The 23833-nt window shown below is 69.0% G+C and carries 24 protein-coding genes; 13 read left to right on the top strand and 11 right to left on the bottom strand.

The annotated features are described in order from the left end of the window. The first annotated feature begins 5 nt into the window (after positions 1–5). Both OWM54_RS04370 and OWM54_RS04365 read left to right on the top strand, forming a co-directional pair. Positions 6–719: a TetR/AcrR family transcriptional regulator gene (locus tag OWM54_RS04370; protein WP_223746813.1), complete on the top strand. Its 714-nt coding sequence runs from the start codon at positions 6–8 to the stop codon at positions 717–719. Beyond that, on the top strand, positions 656–1450 hold the full coding sequence (locus OWM54_RS04365; protein WP_141329842.1) for an enoyl-CoA hydratase/isomerase family protein: 795 nt from the start codon (positions 656–658) through the stop codon (positions 1448–1450). Before OWM54_RS04370 ends, OWM54_RS04365 begins: the two co-directional genes overlap by 64 nt. A 10-nt stretch (positions 1451–1460) precedes the next feature. On the opposite strand, the gene OWM54_RS04360 is transcribed toward OWM54_RS04365, so the two are convergent. After that, positions 1461–2450, bottom strand: coding sequence for a M23 family metallopeptidase (locus OWM54_RS04360; RefSeq protein ID WP_223746814.1), 990 nt, complete (start codon positions 2448–2450; stop codon positions 1461–1463). Positions 2451–2756: 306 nt separating this feature from the next. On the opposite strand from OWM54_RS04360, the gene OWM54_RS04355 reads away from it, so the two are divergent. From OWM54_RS04355 to OWM54_RS04320, 8 genes are all read left to right on the top strand, one after another. Further along, entirely contained in the window at positions 2757–3302 is a 546-nt protein-coding gene (locus tag OWM54_RS04355; RefSeq protein ID WP_267696695.1) for a hypothetical protein, read from the top strand. Positions 3303–3312: 10 nt separating this feature from the next. Then, the gene (locus tag OWM54_RS04350) at positions 3313–4080 is read left to right on the top strand and encodes an endonuclease/exonuclease/phosphatase family protein (protein WP_223746815.1); all 768 of its coding nucleotides are present in this window, start codon (positions 3313–3315) and stop codon (positions 4078–4080) included. A gap of 140 nt (positions 4081–4220) precedes the next feature. Then, positions 4221–4682: a phage holin family protein gene (locus OWM54_RS04345; protein WP_267696694.1), complete on the top strand. Its 462-nt coding sequence runs from the start codon at positions 4221–4223 to the stop codon at positions 4680–4682. Further along, positions 4672–4893, top strand: a complete 222-nt coding sequence (locus OWM54_RS04340; RefSeq protein WP_046712963.1) for a DUF3618 domain-containing protein — start codon at positions 4672–4674, stop codon at positions 4891–4893. Before OWM54_RS04345 ends, OWM54_RS04340 begins: the two co-directional genes overlap by 11 nt. Positions 4894–4953: 60 nt before the next feature. Beyond that, positions 4954–5154 carry a hypothetical protein gene (locus OWM54_RS04335; protein ID WP_046712964.1) on the top strand — a complete coding sequence of 67 codons (201 nt, stop codon included), beginning with the start codon at positions 4954–4956 and terminating at the stop codon, positions 5152–5154. Between the two features lie 35 nt (positions 5155–5189). Beyond that, entirely contained in the window at positions 5190–5642 is a 453-nt protein-coding gene (locus tag OWM54_RS04330; protein ID WP_046712965.1) for a hypothetical protein, read from the top strand. 46 nt (positions 5643–5688) lie between these two features. Continuing rightward, complete coding sequence (locus OWM54_RS04325) at positions 5689–5982, top strand: YtxH domain-containing protein (protein ID WP_223746819.1); 294 nt, start codon at positions 5689–5691, stop codon at positions 5980–5982. A gap of 199 nt (positions 5983–6181) precedes the next feature. Next, positions 6182–7075, top strand: coding sequence for a hypothetical protein (locus OWM54_RS04320; protein WP_267696693.1), 894 nt, complete (start codon positions 6182–6184; stop codon positions 7073–7075). A 119-nt stretch (positions 7076–7194) separates the two neighbouring features. Here OWM54_RS04320 and OWM54_RS04315 read toward each other — a convergent pair whose 3' ends face one another. The 3 genes from OWM54_RS04315 to OWM54_RS04305 all read right to left on the bottom strand — a co-directional run bounded on the left by OWM54_RS04315 (position 7195) and on the right by OWM54_RS04305 (position 10551). Continuing rightward, positions 7195–7941, bottom strand: a complete 747-nt coding sequence (locus OWM54_RS04315) for a hypothetical protein (protein WP_267696692.1) — start codon at positions 7939–7941, stop codon at positions 7195–7197. Continuing rightward, positions 7938–8957, bottom strand: a complete 1020-nt coding sequence (locus tag OWM54_RS04310; protein ID WP_324289051.1) for a ParA family protein — start codon at positions 8955–8957, stop codon at positions 7938–7940. Before OWM54_RS04310 ends, OWM54_RS04315 begins: the two co-directional genes overlap by 4 nt. A 724-nt stretch (positions 8958–9681) precedes the next feature. Then, entirely contained in the window at positions 9682–10551 is an 870-nt protein-coding gene (locus OWM54_RS04305) for a hypothetical protein (protein WP_267696691.1), read from the bottom strand. Between the two features lie 167 nt (positions 10552–10718). Here OWM54_RS04305 and OWM54_RS04300 point away from each other — a divergent pair, with 167 nt between their 5' ends. Next, complete coding sequence (locus tag OWM54_RS04300; protein WP_267701089.1) at positions 10719–13256, top strand: adenylate/guanylate cyclase domain-containing protein; 2538 nt, start codon at positions 10719–10721, stop codon at positions 13254–13256. Positions 13257–13271: 15 nt separating this feature from the next. Here OWM54_RS04300 and OWM54_RS04295 read toward each other — a convergent pair whose 3' ends face one another. The 7 genes from OWM54_RS04295 to OWM54_RS04265 form a co-directional block, all read right to left on the bottom strand. Beyond that, complete coding sequence (locus tag OWM54_RS04295; RefSeq protein ID WP_074957626.1) at positions 13272–13640, bottom strand: (2Fe-2S) ferredoxin domain-containing protein; 369 nt, start codon at positions 13638–13640, stop codon at positions 13272–13274. 249 nt (positions 13641–13889) lie between these two features. Next, positions 13890–14669 (bottom strand): NuoI/complex I 23 kDa subunit family protein, encoded by a 780-nt coding sequence (locus tag OWM54_RS04290; RefSeq protein WP_141326255.1) that lies wholly within the window; start codon positions 14667–14669, stop codon positions 13890–13892. A gap of 29 nt (positions 14670–14698) precedes the next feature. Further along, positions 14699–16123 (bottom strand): complex I subunit 1/NuoH family protein, encoded by a 1425-nt coding sequence (locus OWM54_RS04285; RefSeq protein WP_223746823.1) that lies wholly within the window; start codon positions 16121–16123, stop codon positions 14699–14701. Positions 16124–16125: 2 nt separating this feature from the next. After that, on the bottom strand, positions 16126–18012 hold the full coding sequence (locus OWM54_RS04280; RefSeq protein ID WP_223746824.1) for a 2Fe-2S iron-sulfur cluster-binding protein: 1887 nt from the start codon (positions 18010–18012) through the stop codon (positions 16126–16128). Continuing rightward, positions 18009–19268 carry an NADH dehydrogenase (quinone) subunit D gene (gene nuoD / locus OWM54_RS04275; protein WP_223746825.1) on the bottom strand — a complete coding sequence of 420 codons (1260 nt, stop codon included), beginning with the start codon at positions 19266–19268 and terminating at the stop codon, positions 18009–18011. The genes OWM54_RS04280 and nuoD overlap by 4 nt, the downstream gene beginning before the upstream one ends. Before the next feature lie 10 nt (positions 19269–19278). Then, positions 19279–19797, bottom strand: coding sequence for an NADH-quinone oxidoreductase subunit C (locus OWM54_RS04270; protein WP_223746920.1), 519 nt, complete (start codon positions 19795–19797; stop codon positions 19279–19281). Between the two features lie 180 nt (positions 19798–19977). Further along, positions 19978–21210: an adenylate/guanylate cyclase domain-containing protein gene (locus tag OWM54_RS04265; RefSeq protein ID WP_324289050.1), complete on the bottom strand. Its 1233-nt coding sequence runs from the start codon at positions 21208–21210 to the stop codon at positions 19978–19980. A 124-nt stretch (positions 21211–21334) separates the two neighbouring features. Between OWM54_RS04265 and OWM54_RS04260 the strand changes: the two genes are divergently transcribed. Further along, the gene (locus OWM54_RS04260) at positions 21335–23473 is read left to right on the top strand and encodes a sulfatase-like hydrolase/transferase (protein WP_267696689.1); all 2139 of its coding nucleotides are present in this window, start codon (positions 21335–21337) and stop codon (positions 23471–23473) included. Then, positions 23355–23831 carry a PaaI family thioesterase gene (locus OWM54_RS04255; RefSeq protein ID WP_141326249.1) on the top strand — a complete coding sequence of 159 codons (477 nt, stop codon included), beginning with the start codon at positions 23355–23357 and terminating at the stop codon, positions 23829–23831. The genes OWM54_RS04260 and OWM54_RS04255 overlap by 119 nt, the downstream gene beginning before the upstream one ends. Positions 23832–23833 lie beyond the last annotated feature (2 nt).

Raw genomic sequence — 23833 nt, 5'->3', positions numbered from 1 at the left:
ACGTCGTGGGCCAGAGCAAGTCGGCGGCGGACAACGGCAACCGCGAGAGCGAACGCCGCCGGACCATCCTGCGGGCGGCCATCGATGTGTTCGCCCGCAAGGGCTATCACGGGTGCCGCATCGCGGACGTGGCCAAGGAGGCCGGCGTCGCCTACGGCCTCGTGTACCACTACTTCAAGAACAAGGATGAGCTGCTGGAGACCGTGTTCGACACGGGCTGGAGCGGCTTCGTCACGCGCGTGCGCGCGGTGGTGGAGGGCGAGGGGGCGCTGGCGCAGAAGGTGCGCGGCGTGGTGGACGTGGCCTTCGAGGCGTACCGGGTGGACCCGCGCGCGGTGAAGGTCCTCATCCTGGAGATTGCCCGCAGCCCCGCGGGCTCCCGCATCAACCGGCAGACGGCCTTCGTGGACGCCATCCGCCTGTCCTCGGAGCTGTTCACCCGGGCGAAGGAGGCGGGGGAGCTGCGCTCGGACACGGACCCGCTCCTGTCGTCCGCGCTGCTCTTCGGCGCCATCGAGATGGGGCTGACGGCCTTCGTCACGGGGCTGGCCGACGCGCGCGACACCCAGGCTTTGGAGCGCGCGAAGGCGCAGATCGCCGAAACCTTCCTTCACGGCGTCCTGGCCGACGCGTCGCCAGGCGCGGAGTCCCCTGCATGGAAGCCGGAGAAGTCGTCGGAGAAGTCCGCTACGAAGTCCAAGGTCCCCAAGCGCACCTGACCATCGACCGGCCCCGGGCGCGCAACGCCCTGTCGCCCACGGTGGTGAAGGCGCTGATGGACGGGCTGGACCGCGCGGACGCGGACCCCGCCGTGCGCGTGGTGGTGCTCACCGGCGCGGGCGAGAAGGTCTTCTGCGCGGGCGGGGATCTGGGGCAGATGGCCGGCGACGGCGGCTTCCTCGCCACGCACGATGGCCGCCGCTCCTACGGGAAGCTGCTGGCCCGGTTCCAGGAGGCGCGCAAGCCCACCGTGGCGCGCGTCAACGGGCACGCGCTGGCGGGCGGGCTGGGGCTGGTGCTCGCGTGTGACCTCGCCGTGGCGGTGGAGGGCGCGGACTTCGGCACGCCCGAGATCGACGTGGGCCTGTTCCCGATGATGATGATGGCGCTCCTGCAGCGTCACGTGGGCCGCAAGCGCGCGCTGGAGCTGGTGCTGACCGGGGACAAGCTGCCCGCGCGCGAGGCGCTCGCGCTGGGGCTGGTCAACCGCGTGGTGCCCGCCGCGGAGCTGGACGGGGCGGTGGCGGCGCTGGCGGGGAAGCTCGCCGGCAAGAGCCAGGCGGTGCTCGCGCTGGGGCGCCGGGCCTTCTTCACCGCGGAGGACCTGCCGCTGCCGGCCGCGCTGGAGTTCCTCGCGTCCCAGCTGTCGCTCAACGTGCTCGCGGACGACGCGGGCGAGGGCGTCTCCGCCTTCCTGGAGAAGCGCCCGCCGAAGTGGAACGACCGCTAGCCGCGCGCCGTCAGGGCGTGCCCAGACGTGTCTCCCCGCTGGCGACGGCGGGGAGGGCGGGCGGGAAGAAGTCCAGGCGCAGCAGCGACTCGCCGTCCACCCAGATGCCGTCCACCTTCACGCCCCAATGGAGGTGGGGGCCGGTGACGCGGCCGGTGCTGCCCACCAGGCCCAGCTGCTGACCCTGCTGGAGCTTGTCGCCCTGCTTCACCTGGATGCGCGACAGGTGGAAGTACGCGGTGAAGAGGTCTCCGCCGTGGTGCACCAGCACCGTCTTGCCGGCGGAGTAGTTGTCGCGCGCCATCACCACGGTGCCCTCGTTGCTGGCCAGCACGGGCGCGCCCGGGTCTCCGTCGATGTCCACGCCGAAGTGCTGGCTGGACAGCTTGCCGTTGAACGTGCGCCGGTCGCCGAAGGGCGCGGTGATGCGGTCCTGCCGGGGCCACGCGAAGTTCTGGGCGAAGTGGGGCGCGCTGAACGGCTGCGCGAAGGCGGCGGCGAAGGCGCGTCGGTCCGCGGCCATGCGCGCCTTCACGGAGGCAGGCGGCGCCACGTACTTGCCCGACACCTTCAGCTCGCGCGAGGGGTAGCCCGGCTCGACGATGTCCAGCGTGCCCGTGAGCTCCAGCGGCGCGCCCTCGGCCGAGCCGGGGCCCACCACGAGCACGGGAGCGGTGCCCGGCGTCAGCTCCACCGGCAGGCCCGTCACCGCGAGGAAGCCGTCTCCCCACGCGAAGAAGCGCAGCGGACGTCCCGCGAGCGTGCCCGTGGGCATCCCCGCCATGCCCCGCACCGTCACGATGACGGGGTCTCCCGGACGCGCCGAGCCGGGCTGGAGCGACAGCAGCGGCTGGACCTGGGCCGTCGTCGACGCGGAGGAGGAGAGGGCCGCGGACGTGGGCGTCGGCTCGGAGGCCTGGGCCTTCGCACCGAGGGCGAGCAGCACGAGCAGCAGGTGGGATGGCGCGGAATGAAACCAGCGGGCGGGGTGCGGAGCCATGGGCGTTCTTTACACCACGGATGGCCGGACTCTTCCCAGGGTGAGAAATCCGCGCGTCGGATGCCTGCTTCTCTGCCCGGGAGCGCCCGGCGGGTCGCCTGCTGAACACTGCCTCGTCGGCTGCTCACCGGGCCAGCGGGACGCGCCTGGATTTGTCGGCACTTGAGCGACGCAGGGGCGCGGAATCGCGGCCCGACGGGCTGGAGGGCAGGCAGCCGGCTGCACGTCGTGGCGTCAAGCCGTACCGGCGCGCCTCCAGGCTTCCTAGCTTCTGCTCGGACCCAATTACTTTTCGGAGATTCGCGGATGCCTCGTCCCTATAGCTTCGACCATTTCCAGGTTCCGAAGACGCTGCCGAAGCAGAGCCGCAGCCTGCGTCGACGGGACAAGGCGCACCTGGCGCAGTCCCGTGCGCAGCCAGAGGAACTGGCGGCGCGCGAGGGAGTGCACTACGGCAAGTCCTTCGCGGAGACGGAGGACCTCTACAACGCCCGACAGATGGAGGCGCAGCTCCAGGAGCTGGCCCGCCTGGATCCGGACGGGAAGTTCTCCCACGGCACCTCGGCGCCCGCGCAGCGCGCGACGAAGCGCGCCTCGCGTGAGAAGGCGCAGCAGCGCAAGGCGGCGGAGGAGCCCGTCATCCGGAGCACCACGCCCATCGGCGCGCTGCCGCCCACGCGCGAGCAGCCTCCTCGTGGCCGGCTCCCGGACCTGCTCGACGAGGCGGGCCGGCAGCTCCAGACGCTCAAGGGCGGACTGGGGGACGCGGCGAAGGCCGTGGCCCGGCTGGCGGCGCTGCCGCTGGAGGTGGTGCGGCTGGCGGCGCGGCGCCTCAATCCCCTCCACGGCTGAGCCCGCGCGCGTGGAGCTGACGCTCGTCTCGTACAACATCCACAGCGGCATCGGGACGGACGGCCGGTTCGACCTGGGCCGCGTGGGTGAGGTGCTGCGCGAGGTGGGCGCGGACATCGTCGCCCTGCAGGAGGTGGGCGACTTCCGCGGCCGCACCTCGCGCGATGACCAGCCCGAGCACCTGGCGGACATGCTCGGCATGCACATGGCCTTCGGCCCCAACGTCGTGCGCAACGGCCGCCGCTACGGCAACGCCATCCTCACCCGGCTGCCCATCCTCCACTCGAAGAACTACGACTTGAGCGTGAGGCGGCGCGAGCCCCGGGGCGCGCTGCGGTGCGACCTGGACATCGGCGCGGGTCAGCAGCTCCACGTGTTCTCGCTCCATCTGGGCCTGCGGGTGTCGGAGCGGCGACGGCAGGAGGCGCTGCTGCTCGGCTCGGACATCCTGAGGGACGCCGTGCGCAAGGACCCGGCCGTGGTGTGCGGGGACTTCAACTACTGGGGCAACGGCGCGGTGCCCTCGCTGGTGCGCAAGGCCATCCACGACGCCGCGCTGGAGCTGGGCACGCCCGCGCGCACCTATCCCACGCGGTGGCCCATGCTGAGGCTGGACCGCATCTACGTGGACGCGGGCGTCCGGCCGCTTCGGATCTTTCCGCACCGCACCGAACTCAGCCGGGTGGCCTCGGACCACCTTCCCCTCGTCTTGCGCTTCCAGGCGCCCATTCTCTCGACGCGCACGTCCGACTCTCATCCGGTGCAGCTCATCGGTTAGCGTGCGGGAGCCGGCGTCACGTTGAGTGGCTGACGCTTGTGAACGCCGGACAGAAACGCCTCGGGGAGGTTGTCCCAAAGGGCAGGGGTGCCTAGGTTGGCGCCACTTCTGTGAGGACGCGAGCGCCGGCCGGAGAGTGAATGCACGTGGGGAGCGAACAGACGGAGCGTGGGCTCACCGCGCTCGTCGGCCGCATGGCGGACAGCTTCAGTCGGCTGGTGACCCAGCACCTACAGCTGGCGCGCCTGGAGCTCGAGGAGGACCTGAAGTCCGCGAGCATGAACGTGGCGATGATCGCCGCCTTCGTGCCCTTCATCCTGGTGGGCTATGCCTTCGCGTGCGCGGCGCTCGCGGCGGTGCTGGTTCGCTGGCTGGGGTGGGCGGGAGCGTTCGGCGTGGTGGCGCTGCTCAACCTGGTGGCGGGTGGTGGCGGCGTGGCCTGGGCGCTGCACAAGCTGAAGACACGACGGATGATGGACGACACCACGGACGAGCTGTCGCGCAGCATGGCGGTGCTCACCGCGCCGGCCCCCGTGGCCCTGGGCAACGCGCTCCAGGGCGGGGACGGTCAACTCTTCAAGGAGCCCCCGCATGGGCGCTAGCAATGGACATCCCAAGCCGATGGGGCCTCGCACGAGCGCGATGCTCCGTCAGGACATCGAGCGGACGCGCGCGGAGCTGGCCACGTCGGTGAGCGCGCTGCGCGAGGAGGTGGCGGTCGCCGCCGACTGGCGCGAGTGGGTGCGCCGTCATCCCTACGCGTGCGTGGGGGCGGCGTTCGCGGTGGGGATGTTGCTGGGCTCGCGTCGCTGAAGGCGCGTGGGCCCCCAGGACTTTCGCAGTTCCACTTTTCGAATCGAGGAGAGCACGTTCATGGACATGAATCCGCAGCAGGTGGCCGACCGGGCCCGGCAGCTCCAGGACCAGGTGTTGCCGCAGCTCGACGAGGCCCGGCAGAACCTGGTGGACATGAACCACCGCGTGGTGAGCTTCATCCGCGCCAACCCCGGCACGTGTCTGTTGGGCGCGGTGGCCGTGGGCTTCCTGGTCGGCCGCATCGCTTCCCGCCGCTGAAGCCGTCCTGGGACGGCAGACGAGAGAGGACACTCATGACGAACTATCCAGGGGCTTCAGGCAATGGCAACCCTTCGTCGCGGCCCTCGGGCACGGACGCGGGGTTCGGCCAGCGGGTGGACCAGATTGGCTCGGAGGCGCAGCAGCTCTGGAGTGATGCCAGGGGCGCTGTCGATGACCTGGGCCAGTCGCTGGACCTGCGCGGGCGCGTGGAGCGCAACCCGTACGGGATGATCGCCGCCGCGCTGGGCGTGGGCTACGTGCTGGGCGGGGGGCTGTTCACGCCGCTGACGGCGCGCATGCTCCGGTTGGGCGTGCGGCTGGCGGCGCTGCCCTTCGTGAAGGACGAGCTCTTGGGCATGGCCGAGACGGCGTTCCAGGGCTACCAGGCGGGTCGCGGCGCGGTGAGCTCCGCCGTGTCGCGGGAGCCCGGCGCCGCGTCCGCGGATGCGTCGGTTGCGGGCACGCCCCGTCCTCCGTCCTACTAGGGTTGTCTTCGTTCCCCCGCCGTTTCACCTTCCATTGGAGTCGCGCATGAACCTGAACGCCCTGAAGAAGATGGACAAGGACGACCTGCTCAACCTCATCGGCCTGGAGAGCCGTCGCAGCGCGGCGGAGGACGTGCTGCCGGTGATCGGCGCCTTCGCGGCCGGCCTGCTGGTGGGCGCGGGCCTGGGGCTGCTGCTGGCTCCCAAGCCGGGCACCCAGCTGCGGGACGACCTGCGCCAGAAGCTGCAGACCGGCCAGGAGTACCTGACCAACCAGCTGAACCGCGGCGAGAGCGCCCCGGCGCAGGGCACGCAGTCGTCCGTGTCTCGCACGGCGTGAGCCCGTGTCCCGTGGCTTCGCGCCACGTGGACGGTGCTCGACGTGAGGGCCCTCATCCGCGAAGGCGGGTGGGGGCCTTCGTCGTCTCGGGGTTTGTCCGTGGCCGGGCGACGGCGAGGCAGAACGGGCCTGCATCGCCTCGGGTCGGGTCCTTCGTGAAGGCAGGGGCGGGCGCGAAGCGGGTGTAGACTCCGCCCTCGTGAGTGACCTGGCAAAGGGTGACGGGGCGGTGGGACCGGAGGCGGCGCTGGCGAGGCTGCGCGTGCTGGAGACGCTCGAGTCCGGATACGAAGCATGGCTGGAGCTGAGGCAGGAGCACGCCGCGTCCGTCGCGAGGTTCCGCGAGGAGCGCGAGCGGCTGACGCAGCAGGGCTCGTTCCTCCTGGGCGCGGTGCGCGCCGCGGGGCTCGAGCCGTCGGCCTCTTCGGAGCCAGGGCTCGCGCCCGCGTCCGCGGGGGACTTCCTTCGCGACGCGGAGGAGAAGCTCGCGAGGACGCGCGAGGCGCTGGCTGCGCGCGAGGCCGAGACGGAGGCGGGCTATGCGTCCGCCTTCGCGGAGATCCGCGCGACGCTGAAGGACCGGGCTATGCGCCACCTGTCGGTCCATCGCCCGCGCCTGACGTTGCTGCTCCGTCGCGTGGGCGCGGAGCGCTCCATCCTCCATCTGGAGCGCGTGTCGGGCGACACGCCCGTGCTGCTGTGCATGCTCTTCACCGGGCGGATTCCGTCGCGCTACGGCTTCCTGCTCGACGACTCGACGGAGGATGTGGCGCTGGCTCCGGCGCCGCTCTATCCGGAGGAGGGCGTGGCCCCCGGTGACGTGAGGCCCGACGCCGCGGCCCTGGTGGCTCGGGTGCGCGCAGGCGAAGAGGTCCTCCCGCTCAAGGGGATGCTGCCGCTGTCCATCCCCCGGCCCGGTGGGGACGAGGACTTCTTCCGGCTCCTCCAGCGAGGCGCGGTGCTGGAGGTCGAGGTGGCGGACGGCGCGAGCTTCCGCAACGTCCTCTCGCGAGAGGAGTCGGAGCGCTTCGCCGGCCACCTCCTGCGCCTCAAGCTGTCGGGGCGCATCGAGCTGGACATCGAAGCGGGCTGATTCGTCATTTTCCACTCATTGGTTACTGATTAGCGACCCGCTCTGGTTTGTGGCTGTAGTGACTATGGATTCGTATGTGTCTGGGTTAAGGCCCACCAGCGAGTGGCCTGCCTTGTCAGCTACTTCTTGGGCCGGCGCTTAGGCTTAGTTACAGACGCTTGGTTTGCTGTTGCGTGGTCGCCAAGCGTCAGAAAGATGGAGTCCACCAGTCGAGTTGCGCTTGAAGTCACTCGGGCAAGAACCTTGAGCTGCTCTCGGCACGGAAGGCTAGCGGCAGGGTGTGGGTAGTTCATTTTGTGATCCACCTCGCCCCACACTTCTTCCATTAACGTTCGGACCTGAATCTCAGCGGTTACTTTGGTTCTCGATGCAGAGCCAATGACATAGTGGACGCTTGTGTAGAGAGAAGCGCTGTCTTGAGTTTCTATTTTGCAGTTGCGAAAGAAGTCTCTAGACTCGTTGTCCCACGTTCTGGCGAATGGGCCTTCGATGAGTGTGTATTGGTTTTCTGCGAGAATCTCGCGGAGCGCAGCGTCAATGGCCTCAATTTGCCTTGTGTAGAGGTGCAGGATTCTGACGCCAACGAGATCGTTGATTGTTGTTAGTAGGTTTTCGGGGGTTATGTTGAATGGCTTTGATTCGCCCTTGCACCTGGACAGCTTTCGTTCGAGCTTGTCCTGTAAATGTGTCGAGTCTTTGAGGCGGGACCTAATTGAATGCACAAGGGGGGTGAGCTTAGAGGCTCCGTTTAGAGCCAGCAGTAGCTGGTTCTGGAAGAGTGAAATGGCGGGCTGGTGAGTCTTGTAGGCCTCTACAGTCTCGTTAATGAGTTTCTGCTCTGCGCGCGAGAGCTTGCTTGTTCTCATCCTGGGACTCCATTGATGCGAGCCGCTACTTTGGTTGCTAACGCTGTGAGTGCAGAACGTGCTTGTCCACGCTGCTCAGGAGTTCCTGCTTGGACTGAGTAGAGGGGGAGACCATGTAGCTGTGACGACGGAACAAGAGCTCCGAAGTGCCTGAGTTCTCCTAGTTTGAAGTTAGAAATGCTTCCGACGGCCAACTCTGGGTCGATTTTCCGCAGAATGGAAACGACTTGGCTGTGAACTTCTTTCTCGATTTTCGACAGATAGTGAGAAGGCCCAGTGGCAACTTCTCCACCGTAAACACGGAATCCACCCGGAACATAGCCAAGAAACCGCGGCTTCCCAGAAAGCAGATAGGTGTCTGCTGGAGCTAGGTCAGAGATGGTTGACCAGTCAGTTATCCAGGAGGAGATCGTCCTACCGAGCGTCTTCAGTGCTCTTAGTGAGAACAGATCGCATGCGACTGGGATGATGAAGTAGTTGCAGTCGAGGATGATGGAACGATTGAGTGGGCCAATGTTAGGGCCCGAATCATAAAAGACGTAGTCGATCTGATACTCGTCGGCAATTTGGCCTATGAGTTCGCTAATTGCCGCGGTGCCCCGGAATCCTTTGGGTTTGCGTTGAAGGCACTGTCCCCAAAATTCGGCGAGGTCAACCTCGAATTCAGATAGGCGTATGTCGCCAGGAAGCAGAAAGAGATTGGTTGTGCTTGTAGGGAGCGGGCGAATGAGTTTGATGCCCCCTGTTGCTTCGGATATCGGCCGAATGGCCGACCAAATGGTCTGCCCGTCAGAGGTGTCTGCGTTATCGAGAAGATTGTCTACGGCCTCGTCTGCGATGAGGTAGGACGTGAGGTTGCATTGTGGGTCTGTGTCAACTAGTAGAACCCGCTTGCCGCTGTTCGCCAGTGTTGCGGCCAAGTTCATCGTGAGAGTGGTCTTTCCAACGCCTCCCTTATGATTGAAAATGCTGATGCGAATCAGTTTGTTCTTTTTGACGGGTCTGCGTGGTCGCACAAGGACGCTCCTGGTTAGTCTTCGCTACCGTTTGATGCCCCGCGAGGGCGCTTGCTTCGGGGCTTGCGACGGATTGCCTCCATGGCAGCTTTGGCTGCTGTTCGATCAGGGAGTGCCCTTACGAAGCGCTCTCCAGCGGCACTGAGTTGCCGCTGGCCCTTGGCTGCGGGAGCTAGATATCCGAGCTTTGTAGCGTTGTTGGCTGCATAAGCTGTGTTTGCAAATTTCGGCTGGGCGGCTTCTGTGTTGAGAATGCTGAGATCAAGAGTTTTAAAGTGAGGTGCTGCTTTGTAGTGCGTGAGGTAATATGCAAGGCAGGCAACTCTCTCGACGTCGGTTTTGGGCTGCTTGTCCAGGAGGAAGTCCTTGGCTGTTATGGTTGTTTCTTGCGAGAAGGGAGTGTGTTGAGTGCTGTGTGTCTTGGAGGGGTGTTGAGTATTTGTTGGGTGTGTTTGCGTTTGCTTGTCGGCTATGTGCCTGACGTGGACGTCGATGCGTAGGAACGTTGTCGCTGAATCAAGGATGCGTTGGCGGGCTTCGACACTTAGAGGCGCTAGTGTGCTGATGATTTGCTGGAGAGCCTGGAGTTCCTTTGATGATGAATCGTCAGTTGAGAAGATGGGTGGTAGGAATGGAGAATCGCTCATTGTGGTAGGGCCTGGTTGGTTGGCGTGTCTAAGTAGATACTGGTTGAAGGCACTTCGTTCAAATGATGGTTGCTTGATCAGTTCGTCCGGATGACGCCCACGTCGGCGGTGCCCGCGAGCAGGGCGCTGCCGATGAACAGGTTGTCGGACTCGGCGCCGCCCAGGCGCACGGCCTGGAAGATGACCAGGTACGTCTTGCTGGACTGCGGGAAGGCCGAGCCCGGAATCGTCACCTGGGCCTCGCGGTACGAGCCCGGCACCGCGACCAGCTGGAGGAACTCCACCGGCGTGGTGGGCACGTTGGAATACGTGGGCTCGCCCTTGGAGCCGTCCGAGCCCAGGGGCACCACGGTGACGAAGCCCAGCGTGCGCTCCTTGCCGCCCGAGACGGCGGCGCGCTCGAAGCTGAGCGCCGTGCCGGACGCGTGGCGCACGAAGCCCTCGGGCGGATGGAACCGGGTGATGGCCTCCTGCACGGGCGCGTCGTCCACCTGGCCCACGTAGCGCGTGCCGTTGCGCGCGGCGATGAACTGGTAGGTGGCGCCGGAGGCGTACGTCAGCCCCGAGTCACTCCCGCCCACGTTGGTGCGGCTGTAGCTGCCCGAGCCGTCCTCGTTCAGCACCGTCGCCTGCCCACCCTGGGGCTGGAGCGTCGCGGTGGCGCCCGTCACGCCCGAGGGCTGCGAGTTCTCTCCGGAGCGCGTGCCGAAGAACACGAGCGCGGCCGTCTGGGCCGGAATCACGATGTTGTCGCCCCCATCCGGGACGAAGACCCCTCCGTCGACGCCGGCGAGCGCCAGGGCCGAGACCTCCACCTCGGGCGTGGCCAGCAGGGTGCCCACCATGACGTGCTCGGCGGTGAGCTGGGCCCCCGTCTTCTCCAGGTCGCACGCCAGGGGAGCGAGGAAGAGGGCGGTGACGGCGGCGGACATGAGGATGCGTTTCATCAGGAGTCTTCCTGGGGTGTGTGACGGGGGCGGCGAGCATAGCAGGGGCTCGTGACAGACCCCGCGCGCTGGGGAATCTCGGGGTATCCTCCCGCGCACCCGTGCAAGCACACCGCGTACACTTCGCGAGCTGGCGTTTCTTCAAGCGGCTCGGCTTCTCACTGGCGATGGCCGTCTTCTTCGGCTGCGTGCTGGGCATCCTCGTGTACCTGCGGGCGCCCCAGCCGGCGGCGCCGCGCGAGGACTCGCCCACGTGGGTTCCCTCGGGCGCGGTGGAGGCGGCGCAGGGCTGGCTGGAGGGGCTGGAGCGCCGCACCTACGACTGGCGCGTGCTGGAGCTCGGCGCGCGCTCGGAGCGGCCGGACGAGGCCGTGGTGGTGGCCATCGACGACGAGACGCTCGCCGAGGCCCGTCAGGACGACCGTCCCGGGGTCGCCACGCAGCCCTGGCCCCGGCAGCTCGTCGGCGCCATGGCCCACCGGCTGGTGGAGGAGGGGGCCCTGCTGGTGCTGTTGGACCTGCCCTTCCCGGAGCTGAGTCCCAACGCCTGCGTCAACCCGAAGCTGTCGCTCGGCGCCACGTCGAGCGATGACGCGTCCTTCCGCGAGTTCCTCGAGCGCGACCCGGGCAAGGCGCTGCTGTCGTTCTCCTGGGAGAGCCAGGGCGCGCGCGTGCTGCCGCCGGCCAGCCGCCTGTGGCCGTACCGGGTGAAGGTGGGCACGTTCCCCGGCATCAGTGAGGCCCGCGAGCGGACGCAGACGGTGCTCGCGGTGCAGCGGCCCGCCTTCGTCATCCCCGCGGGCAACCAGGTGGAGGTCTGGGGCGGCGCCACGGACGAGGCGGACGCGAAGTCGCTGGGCTCGCGGCTGGGCGCTCCCGGGGCCGTCATCGCCGAGCGGCGCGCGTCGGACGACACGTTCCGCGTGGGCCCCACGGACCTGTTCGTCTCGTTGGCGGAGGTCCAGGTCGACGGGCTGGACACGTCGAAGCTCCTGGAGGTGCGCCAGCTCCAGCACCCGGTGGCGCCACTGTTGGGTGGAGGTGCGGGGTACGGCGCCGTCACGCTGACGGCGGACCCGGATGGAGTGGTGCGCGGCATCCCGCACCTGGTGGTCTACACGGCGAGGGATGGTCGCCACGTGCTGCCATCGCTGCCGCTCGCCGCCGCGATGCGCCTGGCCAACACGCGCACGCTCCGCTACGCGAACGGGCGGCTGCACGTGGGGGACGAGTACTCGGTGCCCATGGATGACTCGGGTTTCAGCCTGATGCGCTGGGATGCGCCGACGGCGGGGCGGGGCTCACGCGGCTCGTTGTCCCGCTCCATCCGCGCGTGGAACGTGCTGCTCAACGTGTTCGACGTCGCGGACGAGCGCCCCGCGCGGTTCGACAACGATTTGGAGGGGCGCACCGTCGTCCTCACGCGGACGGCGGGCGAGTCCGGGCACATGCGGGCCACGCCCATCGGTCCGGAGACGCCGGGCGGCGCCATCCTGGGACAGGCGCTGGCGAACATCCTGCGCTCCGAGGGCATCTCCCGCGCCCCGGCGGACCACGACCTGGCGCTCACCATGGGGCTGGCCTTCCTGGGGGCCTTCCTCGCGCTGTCGCTGAGCTTCCTGCTGCGCTCGCTGCGGGGCGCGTTGCTCTACGTGAGCGGACTGGGGCTCGCGGGGGCGGGCTACACGGCGGCGGCTAGCTACGTGTTCATCGAGCAGCGGCTGTGGGTGGCCATGGCGGGGCCGCTGCTGGCCATGGTGGGCGCGTTCGCCGTCACCACCGTCTACGCCTTCCGCAACGAGCAGCAGATCCGCGACTTCGTGCAGGCGGCGCTCGGCCGGTACGTGAGCCCGGAGGTGGCGCGGCTGGTGACGCGTGACCTGAGCCTGATGCGCCCGGAGCGCCGGCGGATGTCGGTGTACATCTGCGACATCGAGGGCTTCACGCGGCTGTCGGAGGGCATGACGCCCGAGCAGCTGGTGGGGCTCTTCAACGAGTACCTGCTGGAGATGGCGGCGGTGGTGCGCTCCACGGCGGGGCAGATGGACAAGTACATCGGCGACTCGGTGATGGCGTTCTGGGGCGCGCCGGTGCGCACCGAGCGCCATGCGCACCTGGCCTGTGAGGCCGCGCTCAAGATGCGCGAGGTGCTCGCGGCGCGGCAGGACGCCTGGGAGAAGAAGTACGGGCGCCGCCTGAGCTTCCGCGCCGGCGTGGACACGGGCGAAGTCGTGGTGGGCGACATGGGTAGCGAGCTGAAGTCCAACTACACCGTGCTGGGTGACGCGGTGGGCCTGGCCGCGCGGCTGGAGTCGCTCAACAAGGTGTACGGCACCTACGTGCTCGTGGGTGATGGCACGGTGACGCTCGCGGGGGACAACTACGTGTTCCGCGTGGTGGACCGGGTGCGCCTCAAGGGCCGCGCGGAGCCGCTGCGTGTGCACGAGCTGGTGGGGCGCAAGGGTGAAATCACCACGCCCCAGCAGGAGCAGCTCGCCGTGTACGAGCGCGCGCTGACGGCGTACCACCAGCGCCGCTTCCCGGAGGCGCATGCGCTGTTCGAGCGCTCCGCCACCGATTTCAAGGACTCCGTCTCCGCCGTGTACGCGGCCCGCTGCGCGCGCTTCCTCGTCACGCCGCCGCCCGCGGAGTGGGACGGCGTGCACGGCCTGGAGGAAGGGGACGCGCCGGCCATCGCCGCCTGAGTCCGCGCGGGCCGCTCAGCCGTCGTCTGGCGCCGGCGTGTCCGGTTGCCCGAACAGCTCCACGATGGGCGCGTCCTTCGCGATGTGCTCGCTCACCACGCGGCGCATCTTCTCAGGCGTCATCTCGGAGTAGTACACCTCTCCGTCCCACCCCATGAGCTGGTAGTCCTCGGGAGACAGCGGGTCCCTGCGTCGGCCGGTGTCCTCGCGGACCACCACGTTGGGCCCCATGTGGCAGAAGCCGTAGCAGCCGCCCCGGTACAGCTCGCAGCGTGGCACCAGTCCCTGGGCGCCCAGCTCCGTGCGGGCCGTCGCGTACACGTCATCCGCGCCGCCGGCCTTGCAGGTCGACCCCTTGCACACCGACAAGCGGTAGCGCTTCATCGCCAAGACAGCACCCACCCTACGCAGGCCCCACGTCGGGCGATAGCCACGAGCCCCCGCCTCTGTGCGCCTGAACGCACTCCACGCCGCCCCACGGGACGGCCGCCTGGACGCCAGACGCCAGGTCCACTGAAGAGCTGCAACGTCATCACCCGCGCCCCGAAATGACACCGGCCCGCCTGCCGCTCGAGGAGCGGGAGGCGGGCCGTGCTTGCTACCAGTCCCTACGCGCGGGACGTCTGGATGGATCTACTTCAGGAACTTCGTCACCTGGATGGGACCCTGCTGCGTCACCACCGTCTGCCCGTGCGCCACCGCGCCCTTGCCGTGCGGCGCGTGGTGGTCATGCCCCGCGCCCAGGTGGTGCGGCGTCTTGAGCTGCACCAGGCCCTCGCCGATGCGCGTGTGGGCCTCCTTGTGCACGTGGTGCGGCTCCTCGGAGCCGTCGCGCTTGTTCCACGGGTCCGAGGGGTGCGACACCGCCGGGCCCTTCAAGAGCTTCGGGATGTCGTAGACGAAGTTCTGCCGCGTGTACTCGGAGGGCGTGTGCATGTACGTGTCCATGCGGATGGCGTCCTTCGGGCACGCGTCCACGCACAGGCCACAGACGATGCAGCGCAGCTCGTCGATGACGAACTGGGTCGGGTACTTCTCGATGACGCGCGACTCGCCGTCCGCGTCCGACTCCTCGTACTCGCCCGCCTCGATGTAGATGCACTGCGCCGGGCAGATGGTCGCGCACATGTAGCAGGCCACGCAGCGCGGCTTGCCGTCCTCGCGCGGAACCAGCCGGTGCAGACCGCGGTAGCCCTCCGGGTAGATGGGCTTCTCCTCGGGGTACTCGACCGTCGTCATCAGGCTGGTGCCCGTGCGGTCCTGCACCTGCGTGTTCGTGTCACGCGTGCCGAAGAGGTTGCGGAAGAAGTGCTTCGTGGTGATGGCCAACCCGTGCAGCAGCCCCGGGATGTACATCCGCTCGCGGATGTCCGTCCGGGGGTCCTGGGTGACCTTCGTAACCTTGATGGCCATGATGGTGTCTACCTTGGTCGGGCCGGGAGCTAGTGCGAGGACGCCGCGCTGGCGTGGGACGGCAGCCCATGCGCGTCGTGCCCGTGGTCATGGCCGTGGGCGCCGTGCGCTCCGTGCGCACCACCCTCCGCCGCGTCTGCCTTCTTCGTCATCGTCAGCACCACGAACACGCCAATCTCCAGCATGCCGAAGATGGCCAGCGCCCGCAGGGACGGATCCCACAGCACCAGCGCGCCCGTGATGAACACGTTGGCCAGCGCCAGCGGCAGGAGGATCTTCCAGCCCAGCGTCTGGATCTGGTCGTAGCGGAAGCGGGGGAACGTCCAGCGGATGACCAGCTGGATCCAGATGAGGAAGACCACCTTCACCCAGAACACCGTGCCCAGGATGGTGCCGTACAGCCACCCGTGCTCCTGCATCAGCGGCTGGCTCGCCAGCCACTCGTTGCCGAAGGGCAGGTGGTGGCCGCCGAAGAACAGCGCCGTCGTCACGCCGGCCAGCACCACGACCTCCACGAACTCGGAGATCATGAACAGGCCGAACTTCATGCCGGAGTACTCCACGAAGTAGCCGATGATCTCCGACTCGCCTTCCGGCACGTCGAACGGGGCGCGCTTGGTCTCCGCGAAGGACGCGGCGAAGAAGCCGATGAACCCGATGGGCTGCAGCAGGAAGCCCCACGCCGGGATGCCCAGGTCGAACCCGCCCTCGGTGCGCCACAGGTACTGCGCCTGGCCCGTGGCCTGCGCGCCGTCCAGCCCCAGCGTGCCGACCAGCGTCGGCAGCTGCAGCGAGGAGAACGCCATGAACAGGCCGACCAGCGACAGGCCCAGCGCGACCTCGTAGGAGATCATCTGGGAGGAGGCGCGGACGCCGCCCAGGAGCGCGAACTTGTTGTTGGAGGCCCAGCCGGCGAGCGCCGTGCCGTAGACGGCCAGCGACGCGATGGCCAGCAGGTACAGCACGCCGAAGTCCGGCGTCGCCACCACCATGTCCACGTTGTGGCCGAACACATTGACGGAGGGGCCGGCGGGCACCACCGCGAACAGCGCGAACACCGGCGCGAACGCGAGGATGGGGCCCAGCTTGAACATGAACGTGTTCGCCGTGCCCGGGATGAAGTCCTCCTTGGTCAGCATCTTCAGCACGTCCGTGAGGATGTGCGGGAGACCGGCCAGGGAGCGGTTGCGGATGCCGGGCAGGTTGATGCGCGCGCGGTTGGGGCCCACGCGGTCCTGCATGAGCGCGCTCCACTTGCGCTCGGCGATGGTGAGCAGCGTCGCGATGATCATCACGAAGACGAGCATCAGGAACAGGATGTTCGACAGGCGGCTGGCGCCCGCGAACCAATACTTCTCGGCCAGGCCTCCGACCGCATAGGCCGCCGCCGAGACTCCCGCGAGCGTCGCGACGATGAAGCCCATCGCGAAGAGGACAGTCAGAACGCGCTTCATCGCTAGATACCCCTCACCCGGGGAGCACCGAACTCACGGTAGCCCGGAGGACGCCCGTCGGCGCCCGTCGGCAGCGGATTGATACCCGGCTTCTCCCGGTCCGGCGGAGACGCCTTGTCCCAGTTGAACTCCGCGAACTCGGCCACCTTGCCGGACAGCTCGCGCCACACGTCCCGCGCGCTGCTCCAGGTCGGCGCCTCGCCGCCCAGCTCGCGCGTCAGCTCCGCGGCCCACTTCCAGCCGGGGATGACGTCGCCCTTGGGCGGGTACGCCTTGCGGAAGCGCTGGGTCATCCCGTCCATCTGCGTGAACGAGCCCTCGTCCTCCACGTGGATGGACGCGGGCAGGAGCACCGTGGCCTGCGCCGTGATGGGCGACTCGTTCTTCTCCTGGACCACGAAGACGTCCAGTGAGGCCACCGCGCTGGCGAAGGCCTCCACGTCACCGGGCACCTCGGTGCCGATGGCGTACAGCCCCTTCACCTGGCCCTTGGAGAGCGCCTGGGTGAGCGACTCGTAGGTCTCCACCTTCAGGCCCAGGCCCTTGGCGATCCACTCCAGGCCCTTGCGGTTGGGGTTCTTGTCCGCCGTCTTCAGGAAGTGGTCCGCCTTGCCCGCCGGACGACCGCCCACGTAGACGGTGGTGAGGCCCAGCGTCGCCTTGGCGAACGTGAGGCCCGCCAGCAGCTCCTCGTTGGAGGACACCGGCGAGGCGAGCACCGCGAGCTTGCCCGAGCCCACCAGCGGCTTGAGCGCCTTGGCGGCGGCCTGCGCGGCCTCCTTGCGCGTCACCACCGGCACGGCCTCGGAGCCGGACTGGCCCGTCGCGCGGCCCACCCTCGCCTGGAGCACGCGGCCCAGGTTGAAGGACTTGTACATGAGCCGGCCCTGGTCACACATCCAGCTCTTGTTGATCTCCTCGTTCTCGCGAGGACGGATGCGGTAGGTGTCCTGCGACATCCAGTCCACGTACGTGTTGCAGCCCTTCGCGCAGCCGGTGCAGATGGACGGCGTGGCGGACAGGAACCACGCGCGCGCCTTGAAGCGGAAGTCGCGGCTGAGCAGCGCGCCCACCGGGCAGACGTCCACGGTGTTCATCGAGTAGTCGCTGTCCAGCTCGTTGCCCGGGAACACGTCGATGCGCTCGTGGCTGCCGCGGCCGAACACGCCCAGCTGCGGCTCCTTGGCGATCTCGTTCATCACGCGCACGCAGCGGGTGCACATGATGCAGCGCTCCTGGTCCAGCACCACGCGGGGGCCCAGGACCTTGCGCTTGTTCTTCAGCGTCTTGCCGCCCTCGAGCCGCGAGGGGCGGTAGTCGTACTTCATGTAGTAGTCCTGCAGCTTGCACTCACCGGCCTGGTCGCAGATGGAGCAGTCGACCGGGTGGTTGAGCAGCAGGAACTCCATCACCGCGCGCTGCTGCTCCTTCACCTTGGGCGTCGTCGTCTTGACGGCCACGCCCTCGGCCAGCGGCGTCTGGCACGCGGGCACGAGCTTCGGCGCGTTGGACGCCTCGATGAGGCAGATGCGGCAGTTGGCCGCGATGGAGAGGCGCGGGTGGTAGCAGTAGTAGGGGATGTCCGAGCCGACCGTCTTGGCCGCCTCGATCATGTTCGTCCCCGGCTTCACCACGACTTCCTTGCCGTCGATGGTGCAGGTGACGAAGCCCGGGTTCTTCGGCGCGGGCTTGGGCGGCGGGCCCGCGGGCGCCGCGGCCTTGGGCGGCGGCGTGACGCTGCTGGCCGCCGCGGGGGGCGTGTCCATCTTCGGACCGGCCGGAGGGTTGGAGGGCTCGGGACCGATCTTCGCCGCGGGGGTGTCCGTAGGCGCGCCCTTGGGGGGCGGCTGCGCGTCACCGGTCGGCTTCTTCGTGTCGTTGTCGCTCACTGCTCGACCTCGCCGCCAATCATGTTGATGGTGTCAAACGTGGGGATGAGGTCCGCCAGCATCTTCCCCTCGATGATGTGGGGCACCGCCGCGAGCACCGGGAAGCCCGGCGCGCGCACGTGCACCTTGTACGGGCGACCGCGCCCGTCGCTCACCAGGTACCAGCCCAGCTCGCCGTTCGAGGCCTCCGTCGCGTCATAGGCCTCGCCGGGGGGCACCTGGATGCCCTCCATGACGAGCTTGAAGTGCGCCATCACGCCCTCGATGGTTCCGTACACCTCGGGCTTGGGCGGCAGCGCGATGCGCCAGTCATCCACGATGATGGGACCCGCCGGGATGGTGTCGAGCGCCTGGCGCAGGATGCGGATGGACTGACGCATCTCCTCCATGCGGACGAGGTAGCGGTCGTAGTTGTCGCCGTGCTCGCCCACCGGGATGTCGAAGTCGAAGCGGTCGTAGACCCAGTACGGCTTCGCCTTGCGCAGGTCGTGGTCCACGCCGCAGGCGCGCAGGGCGGGGCCCGTCCAGCCGTAGTCGATGGCGTCGTCGGCGCTGATGATGCCGGTGCCCTTGGTGCGGTCGACGAAGATGCGGTTGCGCGTGAGCAACCCGTCCATCTCCACCAGCAGCTCCTCCGTGCGGGTGAGCGTCTTGCGGACCTTGTCCGCCCAGCCGTCCGGCAGGTCGCGGTTGATGCCACCCACGCGGCCGAAGCTGGTGGTGAGGCGCGCGCCGGTCAGCTCCGTGACGCGGTCCTGGATGAGCTCGCGGGCCTCCATGCCGTAGAGGAACGGCGCGAAGCCGCCCATCTCCAGGCCGGTGGCGCCCACGCACGTCAGGTGGTCCGTCAGCCGGTGCAGCTCGCTGCCGATGACGCGGATGTACTGGGCGCGCTCCGGAATCTCCAGGCCGATGAGCTTCTCGACGGCGTTGAGGAACCCGAAGTTGTTCATCATCGCGGACAGGTAGTTGAGCCGGTCCGTGTACGGCAGGCACTGCGTCCAGGTGACGTTCTCGCAGCTCTTCTGGAAGCCGCGGTGGAGGAAGCCGATCTCCGGGTCGATCTTGACGATGGTCTCGCCGTCCAGCTCCACCTTCAGCCGCACGGTGCCGTGCGTGGCGGGGTGGGACGGGCCCATGTTGATGACCATGTGCTTGGCCTGGAGGTGCGCCTCCAGCTCCGAGCCCTCGGGCGGCAGCGAGCCGTCCGTGTCCGGATTGTGGCCCTTCACTTCAACGTTGTGGCTGTCGGCCATGGTGTCGTCCTCAGGAGTGCCCGCTGGTGCCGGGACCGCGGAAGATGTCCTTGATGGGGCGCTCCGGGATGAGCGGCTGGCGGTCCCTCAGCGCGTAGTCCTTGCGCAGCGGGTGGCCCTGGAACTCCTCGTACAGGAGGATGCGGCGCAGGTCCGGGTGCCCGTCGAAGCGGATGCCGTAGAAGTCCCAGACCAGGCGCTCCCACCAGTTGGCGCCGCGGTAGAGCGGGACCAGCGAGGGCAGCACGGCCTGGTGCTCGCTCACGCGCACCTTGAGCCGCACGTGCTCGTGACGCTTGAGGGAGTAGAGGAAGTAGACGACCTCGAAGCGCGGGTCGTTCTCCGCCAGGTGCAACCGGTCCACGGCGTCGACGGAGCCGAACAGCTTGAACTGCAGCTCCTCGTCGTTCTTCAGGAACGCGGCGACCTTCGGCAGTGAGTCGGCATGGATCACGGCCCAGGCGCCACCGGCCCGGTCCACGTAGCGCTCCACCACCGCCTCGGGGAAGTGGGCGGAGACCCTGTCCAACGCGAAAGTGCTCAAGGGGGACCCAATGACTGAGGGAGAAGAATCCGCGGCTTTATAAGGAGCCCAGAAGGGGGGCGTCAACGTAAACCCTCAACCATGTAGGCCACTTAGGAAGCCCAGAAGCCAGCGTTGCGCACGCGGCGTCCGGGGAGGCTCACGGATCGTCCGCCGGGGCGGAAATCAGGCCGCCGAGCCCGGTCCCCGGGCCAGCGAGGGGCCCGTCGCCAGGGGGACGAAGGTGGCCACCGGCTGGCTCTTGCCGGCCACCAGGGCCTGTCCCACCGGCTCCCAGCCGAACCGGGCTCCCGCCTGCTCCCGGGTCGCCTGGGACACGAGGACGGGCACTCCGGCCTTCTTGGTGAGCCCCTCGATGCGGCTGGCCAGGTTCACCGTGTCGCCGATGGCGGTGTAGTCCAGGCGCCGGGCCGTGGAGCCGATGTTCCCCAGCACCACGGGGCCCGTGTGGATGCCCACCCCCATGCGCAGGGCCGGGACGCCCTGGAGGGCCCGCTCCGCGTTGAACCCCTCCAGCTCGCTCACCATGTCCAGCGCGCACCGCACCGCCCGGGAGGCGTGCTCCGCGTCGGCCAGGGGCGCGCCGAAGTACACCATGAGTGCGTCCCCGATGAACTTGTCCAGCGTTCCGCCGTGGCGGAACACCACCTCCACCATGCGGCCGTAGTAGGCGTTGAGGAGCTTCACCACCTCGCCCGGGGGCAGGTGCTCGCTCATGGCGGTGAAGTCGCGGATGTCGGCGAAGAGGACGGTGACCTCGCGCAGCTCGGGCTCGGGGGAGGCGAGGCGCTGGAGGCGCTCGGCCACGGCGGGGGCGAAGTAGCGGCCCAGCCGGGCGCGCTTGAGCTCCTCCTCGGAGACGGCGGCGGACAGGGCGCGGATGCGGTTGAGCAGGTGGCGCGAGCCGGCGGCGGCCACGGAGAGCATGACGACGGCGGCCAGCTGCGCGCCCACGCCGATGCCGGCCTGGTGCTGGAGGGCCGTCTCGGCGACGGCGGCGAAGGCGGTGACGACGAGCGTCACCGTATTGCGCAGGGACAGGGCGGCCAGCAGCACCAGCACCGCGTAGATGCCGAGCGTGAAGCCCGCGACGCCCCCGGGGGAGGGGGACACGGGGATGGCGTGGCTCTGGAGCCAGTACACCGCGGGCACGTCGATGAAGGCCACGGACAGGCCCGCCCAGCGCACGGCCCGGGGCGAGCGGGCCACCGCGATGAGCACGCCCGCGGTGCACAGCCAGTACACGCTCAGGGGGGCCAGGTACTCGGCCCAGTCGGCCTTGCCCACGAAGAGGCCCAGGGTGGCGGAGATGCCGAACATCACCGTGATGGCGACGAAGCGGATCCACGCGAGCTGGCGCGCGTTGCGGTGGCGCTCGCCGTCGAGGGCGCGGTTCACCGAGTCCTCGATGCCTTCTGGCGCGTTGGGCCGCAGGGCTCCCCCCATCCGCGAGCGCTGCGCCTACCGGGCCGGAAAGGGCCATGGCTCGCGGGCCTCTCTCATTGCGGTATACACGCCCTGCATGGTCGAGTCCTCTTCCTCGCACCCCCTCCGCCCGCTCGTCTGGCGCCTCGCCCTGGGCCTGGGGCTGGGACTCGCGCTGTTCGCCGGGGAGACCTGGTGGCTTCTGCGCTCCGGCCTCGTGGGCGTGGACATCCCGGTGGACGGTCCCTATGCGGCGCTGTCGGCGGCGGTGCGACCCGTGCTCCCGGGGCTCCTGGCGCGCGTGGCGGCCGTCTACGTCGTGGCGGGCATGGGCCTCGCGGCGGTGGCCTGGGCGCTCGCGCGCGTCTGGGGCCGGGGTGGCGTCCTGGCCACGCTGGCGGGGTGGCTCGGGCTCGCGCTGCTGCTGGCGTGGGACCGCGCCATCGCCCGGCCCGCGTTGTTCGATGACCTGCCGGCGGTGAGGCCGGTGCTGGCGTGGCTGGTGGACCATGGCGAGCCCTGGCACCCGAGGCTCGCGGCGGGGCTGCTCGCGCTGCTGCACGTCGGCGTGTGGCTCTACCGGCAGGACACGTGGCGGCGGAGGGCGCGGCTGGGCGGCGCGGTGCTGGCGGGTGGCGTGGTGCTGTTCGTGGCGACGCGCGCGGGCGGCTGGGTGGCCAGCGACAAGCATCCGTTGGTGGTGCTCATCGGCATCGATGCGTTCCGGCCGGACCGGCTCGCGAGCCTGGGCGGGACGCGAGCGGTGGCGCCGCATGTGGACCGCTTCGTGGCGGAGTCCACGTTGTTCACGAAGGCGTACACGCCGGTGGCGCAGACGGAGCCCGCGTGGCGCTCGCTGCTCACCGCGCGCTGGCCGCACGAGACGGGGGTCCGCTACGCGCTGACGGCGGAATCCCGGATGCAACTGCAGCCCACCTTCGCGGAGACCTTCGCGCGCGCGGGCTGGCGCACGGTGTTCGCCACCGACTGCTCGCGCTTCCACGCCGAGGGGCCGTCGTCCGGTTTCGCCACCCGGTTGCAGCCGCCACGCGGGGCGGTGAACTTCCTCCTCGAGAAGCTGCGCTACCGGGCGCTGGGCGTGTTCGCGGACCACGCGCCAGGCGCCGCGTGGGTGCCGGAGTTCATCGACAACCGCGCGCTGGCGGGCATCCACGACCCCATGGGCTACGCGGAGCGGCTGACGTCGCGGCTGCTCGAGGAGGCGGGGCAGGGGCCCACGCTGTTCGCCTTCCACGCCACCGCGGCGCACTTCCCCGGGGACCCGGTGCACCCGTTCTATCGGCGCTTCGTGTCCGCGTCCGAGCCGCTGGAGCGGCGGCTGCGCATGCACTTCGCGCCGGTGTCGCCCGGGGCCAAGGGCGGCTGGAGCCGGGAGGGCGCGGAGGCGCTCTACGACGAGCTGATCGCCCAGGCGGACGCGCAGGTGGGGCTGATGCTGGAGGCGCTGCGCCGCTCGGGCCGCTACGACGACGCGCTCATCGTCCTGGTGTCGGACCATGGCGAGAGCTTCCACGAGGACCGCCCGGACCTCGCGGGCGCCACGCCGGTGCACGGGGCCCGGCTGTCGGAGCTGGAGAACCGCATCCTGCTCGCGGTGAAGCCCGCGGGAGGTCGAGGCGCGACGCCGGCCACGCTCGATTCGCTGGTGCGCCTGGTCGACGTGGGGCCCACGCTGCTAGAGCTGTCGGGCCTGCCCGCGCTGCGCGGCGCGGATGGCGTGTCGCTCGGGCCGTTGCTCCGTGGCGAGACGGCGGCGCCGCTCGCGCTGTACGCGGAGACGGGCTTCACGCACGTATCGCCAGAGGTCTTCGACGAGGGGCACTGGCCCGGGGCGCCGCGCGCGTTCGACGCGTACCGCATCCGCCCCGACGGCGTGGTGGAGCTGAGCGACACGGCGCACACGGCGGTGGTGCTGGAGAAGGACCGGGGAGCGTACGACGGGCAGCGCTGGTGGGTGGACCGTCCTCGGGCGGATGGCTCCGTGCTGCGCGTGTGCACGGGGGACTGTGAGGGCCTGGACGCGCTGGCGTTGGAGGCATGGCTGGACGCGGTGCAGGGACGGACGGGGGCGGGGGACTCGCGTAAGGTGGCGGGCCATGTCGACGACCCCAGACACCCCGTCCCTTCAGGAACAGTACGCCCCTCACAACAGCTGTTTCGGCTGCGGCCCGGCCAACACCCAGGGCCTGCGCATCCGCAGCCGCGCGGAGGGTGAGCTCGTCGTCGCCGAGTGGACGCCCTCCGAGCATCACCAGGCCTTCCCCGGCGTGCTCAACGGCGGAATCATCGGCGCGCTGCTGGACTGTCACTGCAACTGGACGGCGGCGTACCACCTGATGAAGGCGCAGGGCGCGGCGTCTCCGCCGTGCACCGTCACCGCCGACTACACCATCACCCTCAAGCGCCCCACGCCCATGTCGGGGCCGGTGCGGCTGGAGGCGAAGCCCGTCGAGATCAAGGGCGACCGCGCGGTGATCGAGGGCACCCTCACCGCGGGCGGCAAGGTGACGGCGCTGTGCCGGGGCACCTTCGTCGCGGTGAAGGAGGGCCACCCCGCGTACCACCGTTGGTGAGC

The organism is Myxococcus sp. MISCRS1, from assembly GCF_026626605.1.
Lineage (GTDB): Bacteria > Myxococcota > Myxococcia > Myxococcales > Myxococcaceae > Myxococcus > Myxococcus fulvus.
The sequence above is the reverse complement of the archived record's forward strand: the minus strand, read 5'-3'. Positions and strand labels throughout refer to the sequence as shown.

Coding starts and splice junctions, on each gene's coding strand:
- OWM54_RS04360 (WP_223746814.1), bottom strand. CDS start 2,450: ATGGCTCCGCACCCCGCCCGCTGGTTTCATTCCGCGCCATCCCACCTG.
- OWM54_RS04260 (WP_267696689.1), top strand. CDS start 21,335: ATGGTCGAGTCCTCTTCCTCGCACCCCCTCCGCCCGCTCGTCTGGCGC.
- OWM54_RS04290 (WP_141326255.1), bottom strand. CDS start 14,669: ATGGCCATCAAGGTTACGAAGGTCACCCAGGACCCCCGGACGGACATC.
- OWM54_RS04335 (WP_046712964.1), top strand. CDS start 4,954: ATGGACATGAATCCGCAGCAGGTGGCCGACCGGGCCCGGCAGCTCCAG.
- OWM54_RS04285 (WP_223746823.1), bottom strand. CDS start 16,123: ATGAAGCGCGTTCTGACTGTCCTCTTCGCGATGGGCTTCATCGTCGCG.
- nuoD (WP_223746825.1), bottom strand. CDS start 19,268: ATGGCCGACAGCCACAACGTTGAAGTGAAGGGCCACAATCCGGACACG.
- OWM54_RS04305 (WP_267696691.1), bottom strand. CDS start 10,551: ATGAAACGCATCCTCATGTCCGCCGCCGTCACCGCCCTCTTCCTCGCT.
- OWM54_RS04355 (WP_267696695.1), top strand. CDS start 2,757: ATGCCTCGTCCCTATAGCTTCGACCATTTCCAGGTTCCGAAGACGCTG.
- OWM54_RS04315 (WP_267696692.1), bottom strand. CDS start 7,941: ATGAGAACAAGCAAGCTCTCGCGCGCAGAGCAGAAACTCATTAACGAG.
- OWM54_RS04295 (WP_074957626.1), bottom strand. CDS start 13,640: ATGAAGCGCTACCGCTTGTCGGTGTGCAAGGGGTCGACCTGCAAGGCC.
- OWM54_RS04325 (WP_223746819.1), top strand. CDS start 5,689: ATGAACCTGAACGCCCTGAAGAAGATGGACAAGGACGACCTGCTCAAC.
- OWM54_RS04365 (WP_141329842.1), top strand. CDS start 656: ATGGAAGCCGGAGAAGTCGTCGGAGAAGTCCGCTACGAAGTCCAAGGT.
- OWM54_RS04255 (WP_141326249.1), top strand. CDS start 23,355: ATGTCGACGACCCCAGACACCCCGTCCCTTCAGGAACAGTACGCCCCT.
- OWM54_RS04300 (WP_267701089.1), top strand. CDS start 10,719: ATGGCCGTCTTCTTCGGCTGCGTGCTGGGCATCCTCGTGTACCTGCGG.
- OWM54_RS04330 (WP_046712965.1), top strand. CDS start 5,190: ATGACGAACTATCCAGGGGCTTCAGGCAATGGCAACCCTTCGTCGCGG.
- OWM54_RS04345 (WP_267696694.1), top strand. CDS start 4,221: ATGCACGTGGGGAGCGAACAGACGGAGCGTGGGCTCACCGCGCTCGTC.
- OWM54_RS04340 (WP_046712963.1), top strand. CDS start 4,672: ATGGGCGCTAGCAATGGACATCCCAAGCCGATGGGGCCTCGCACGAGC.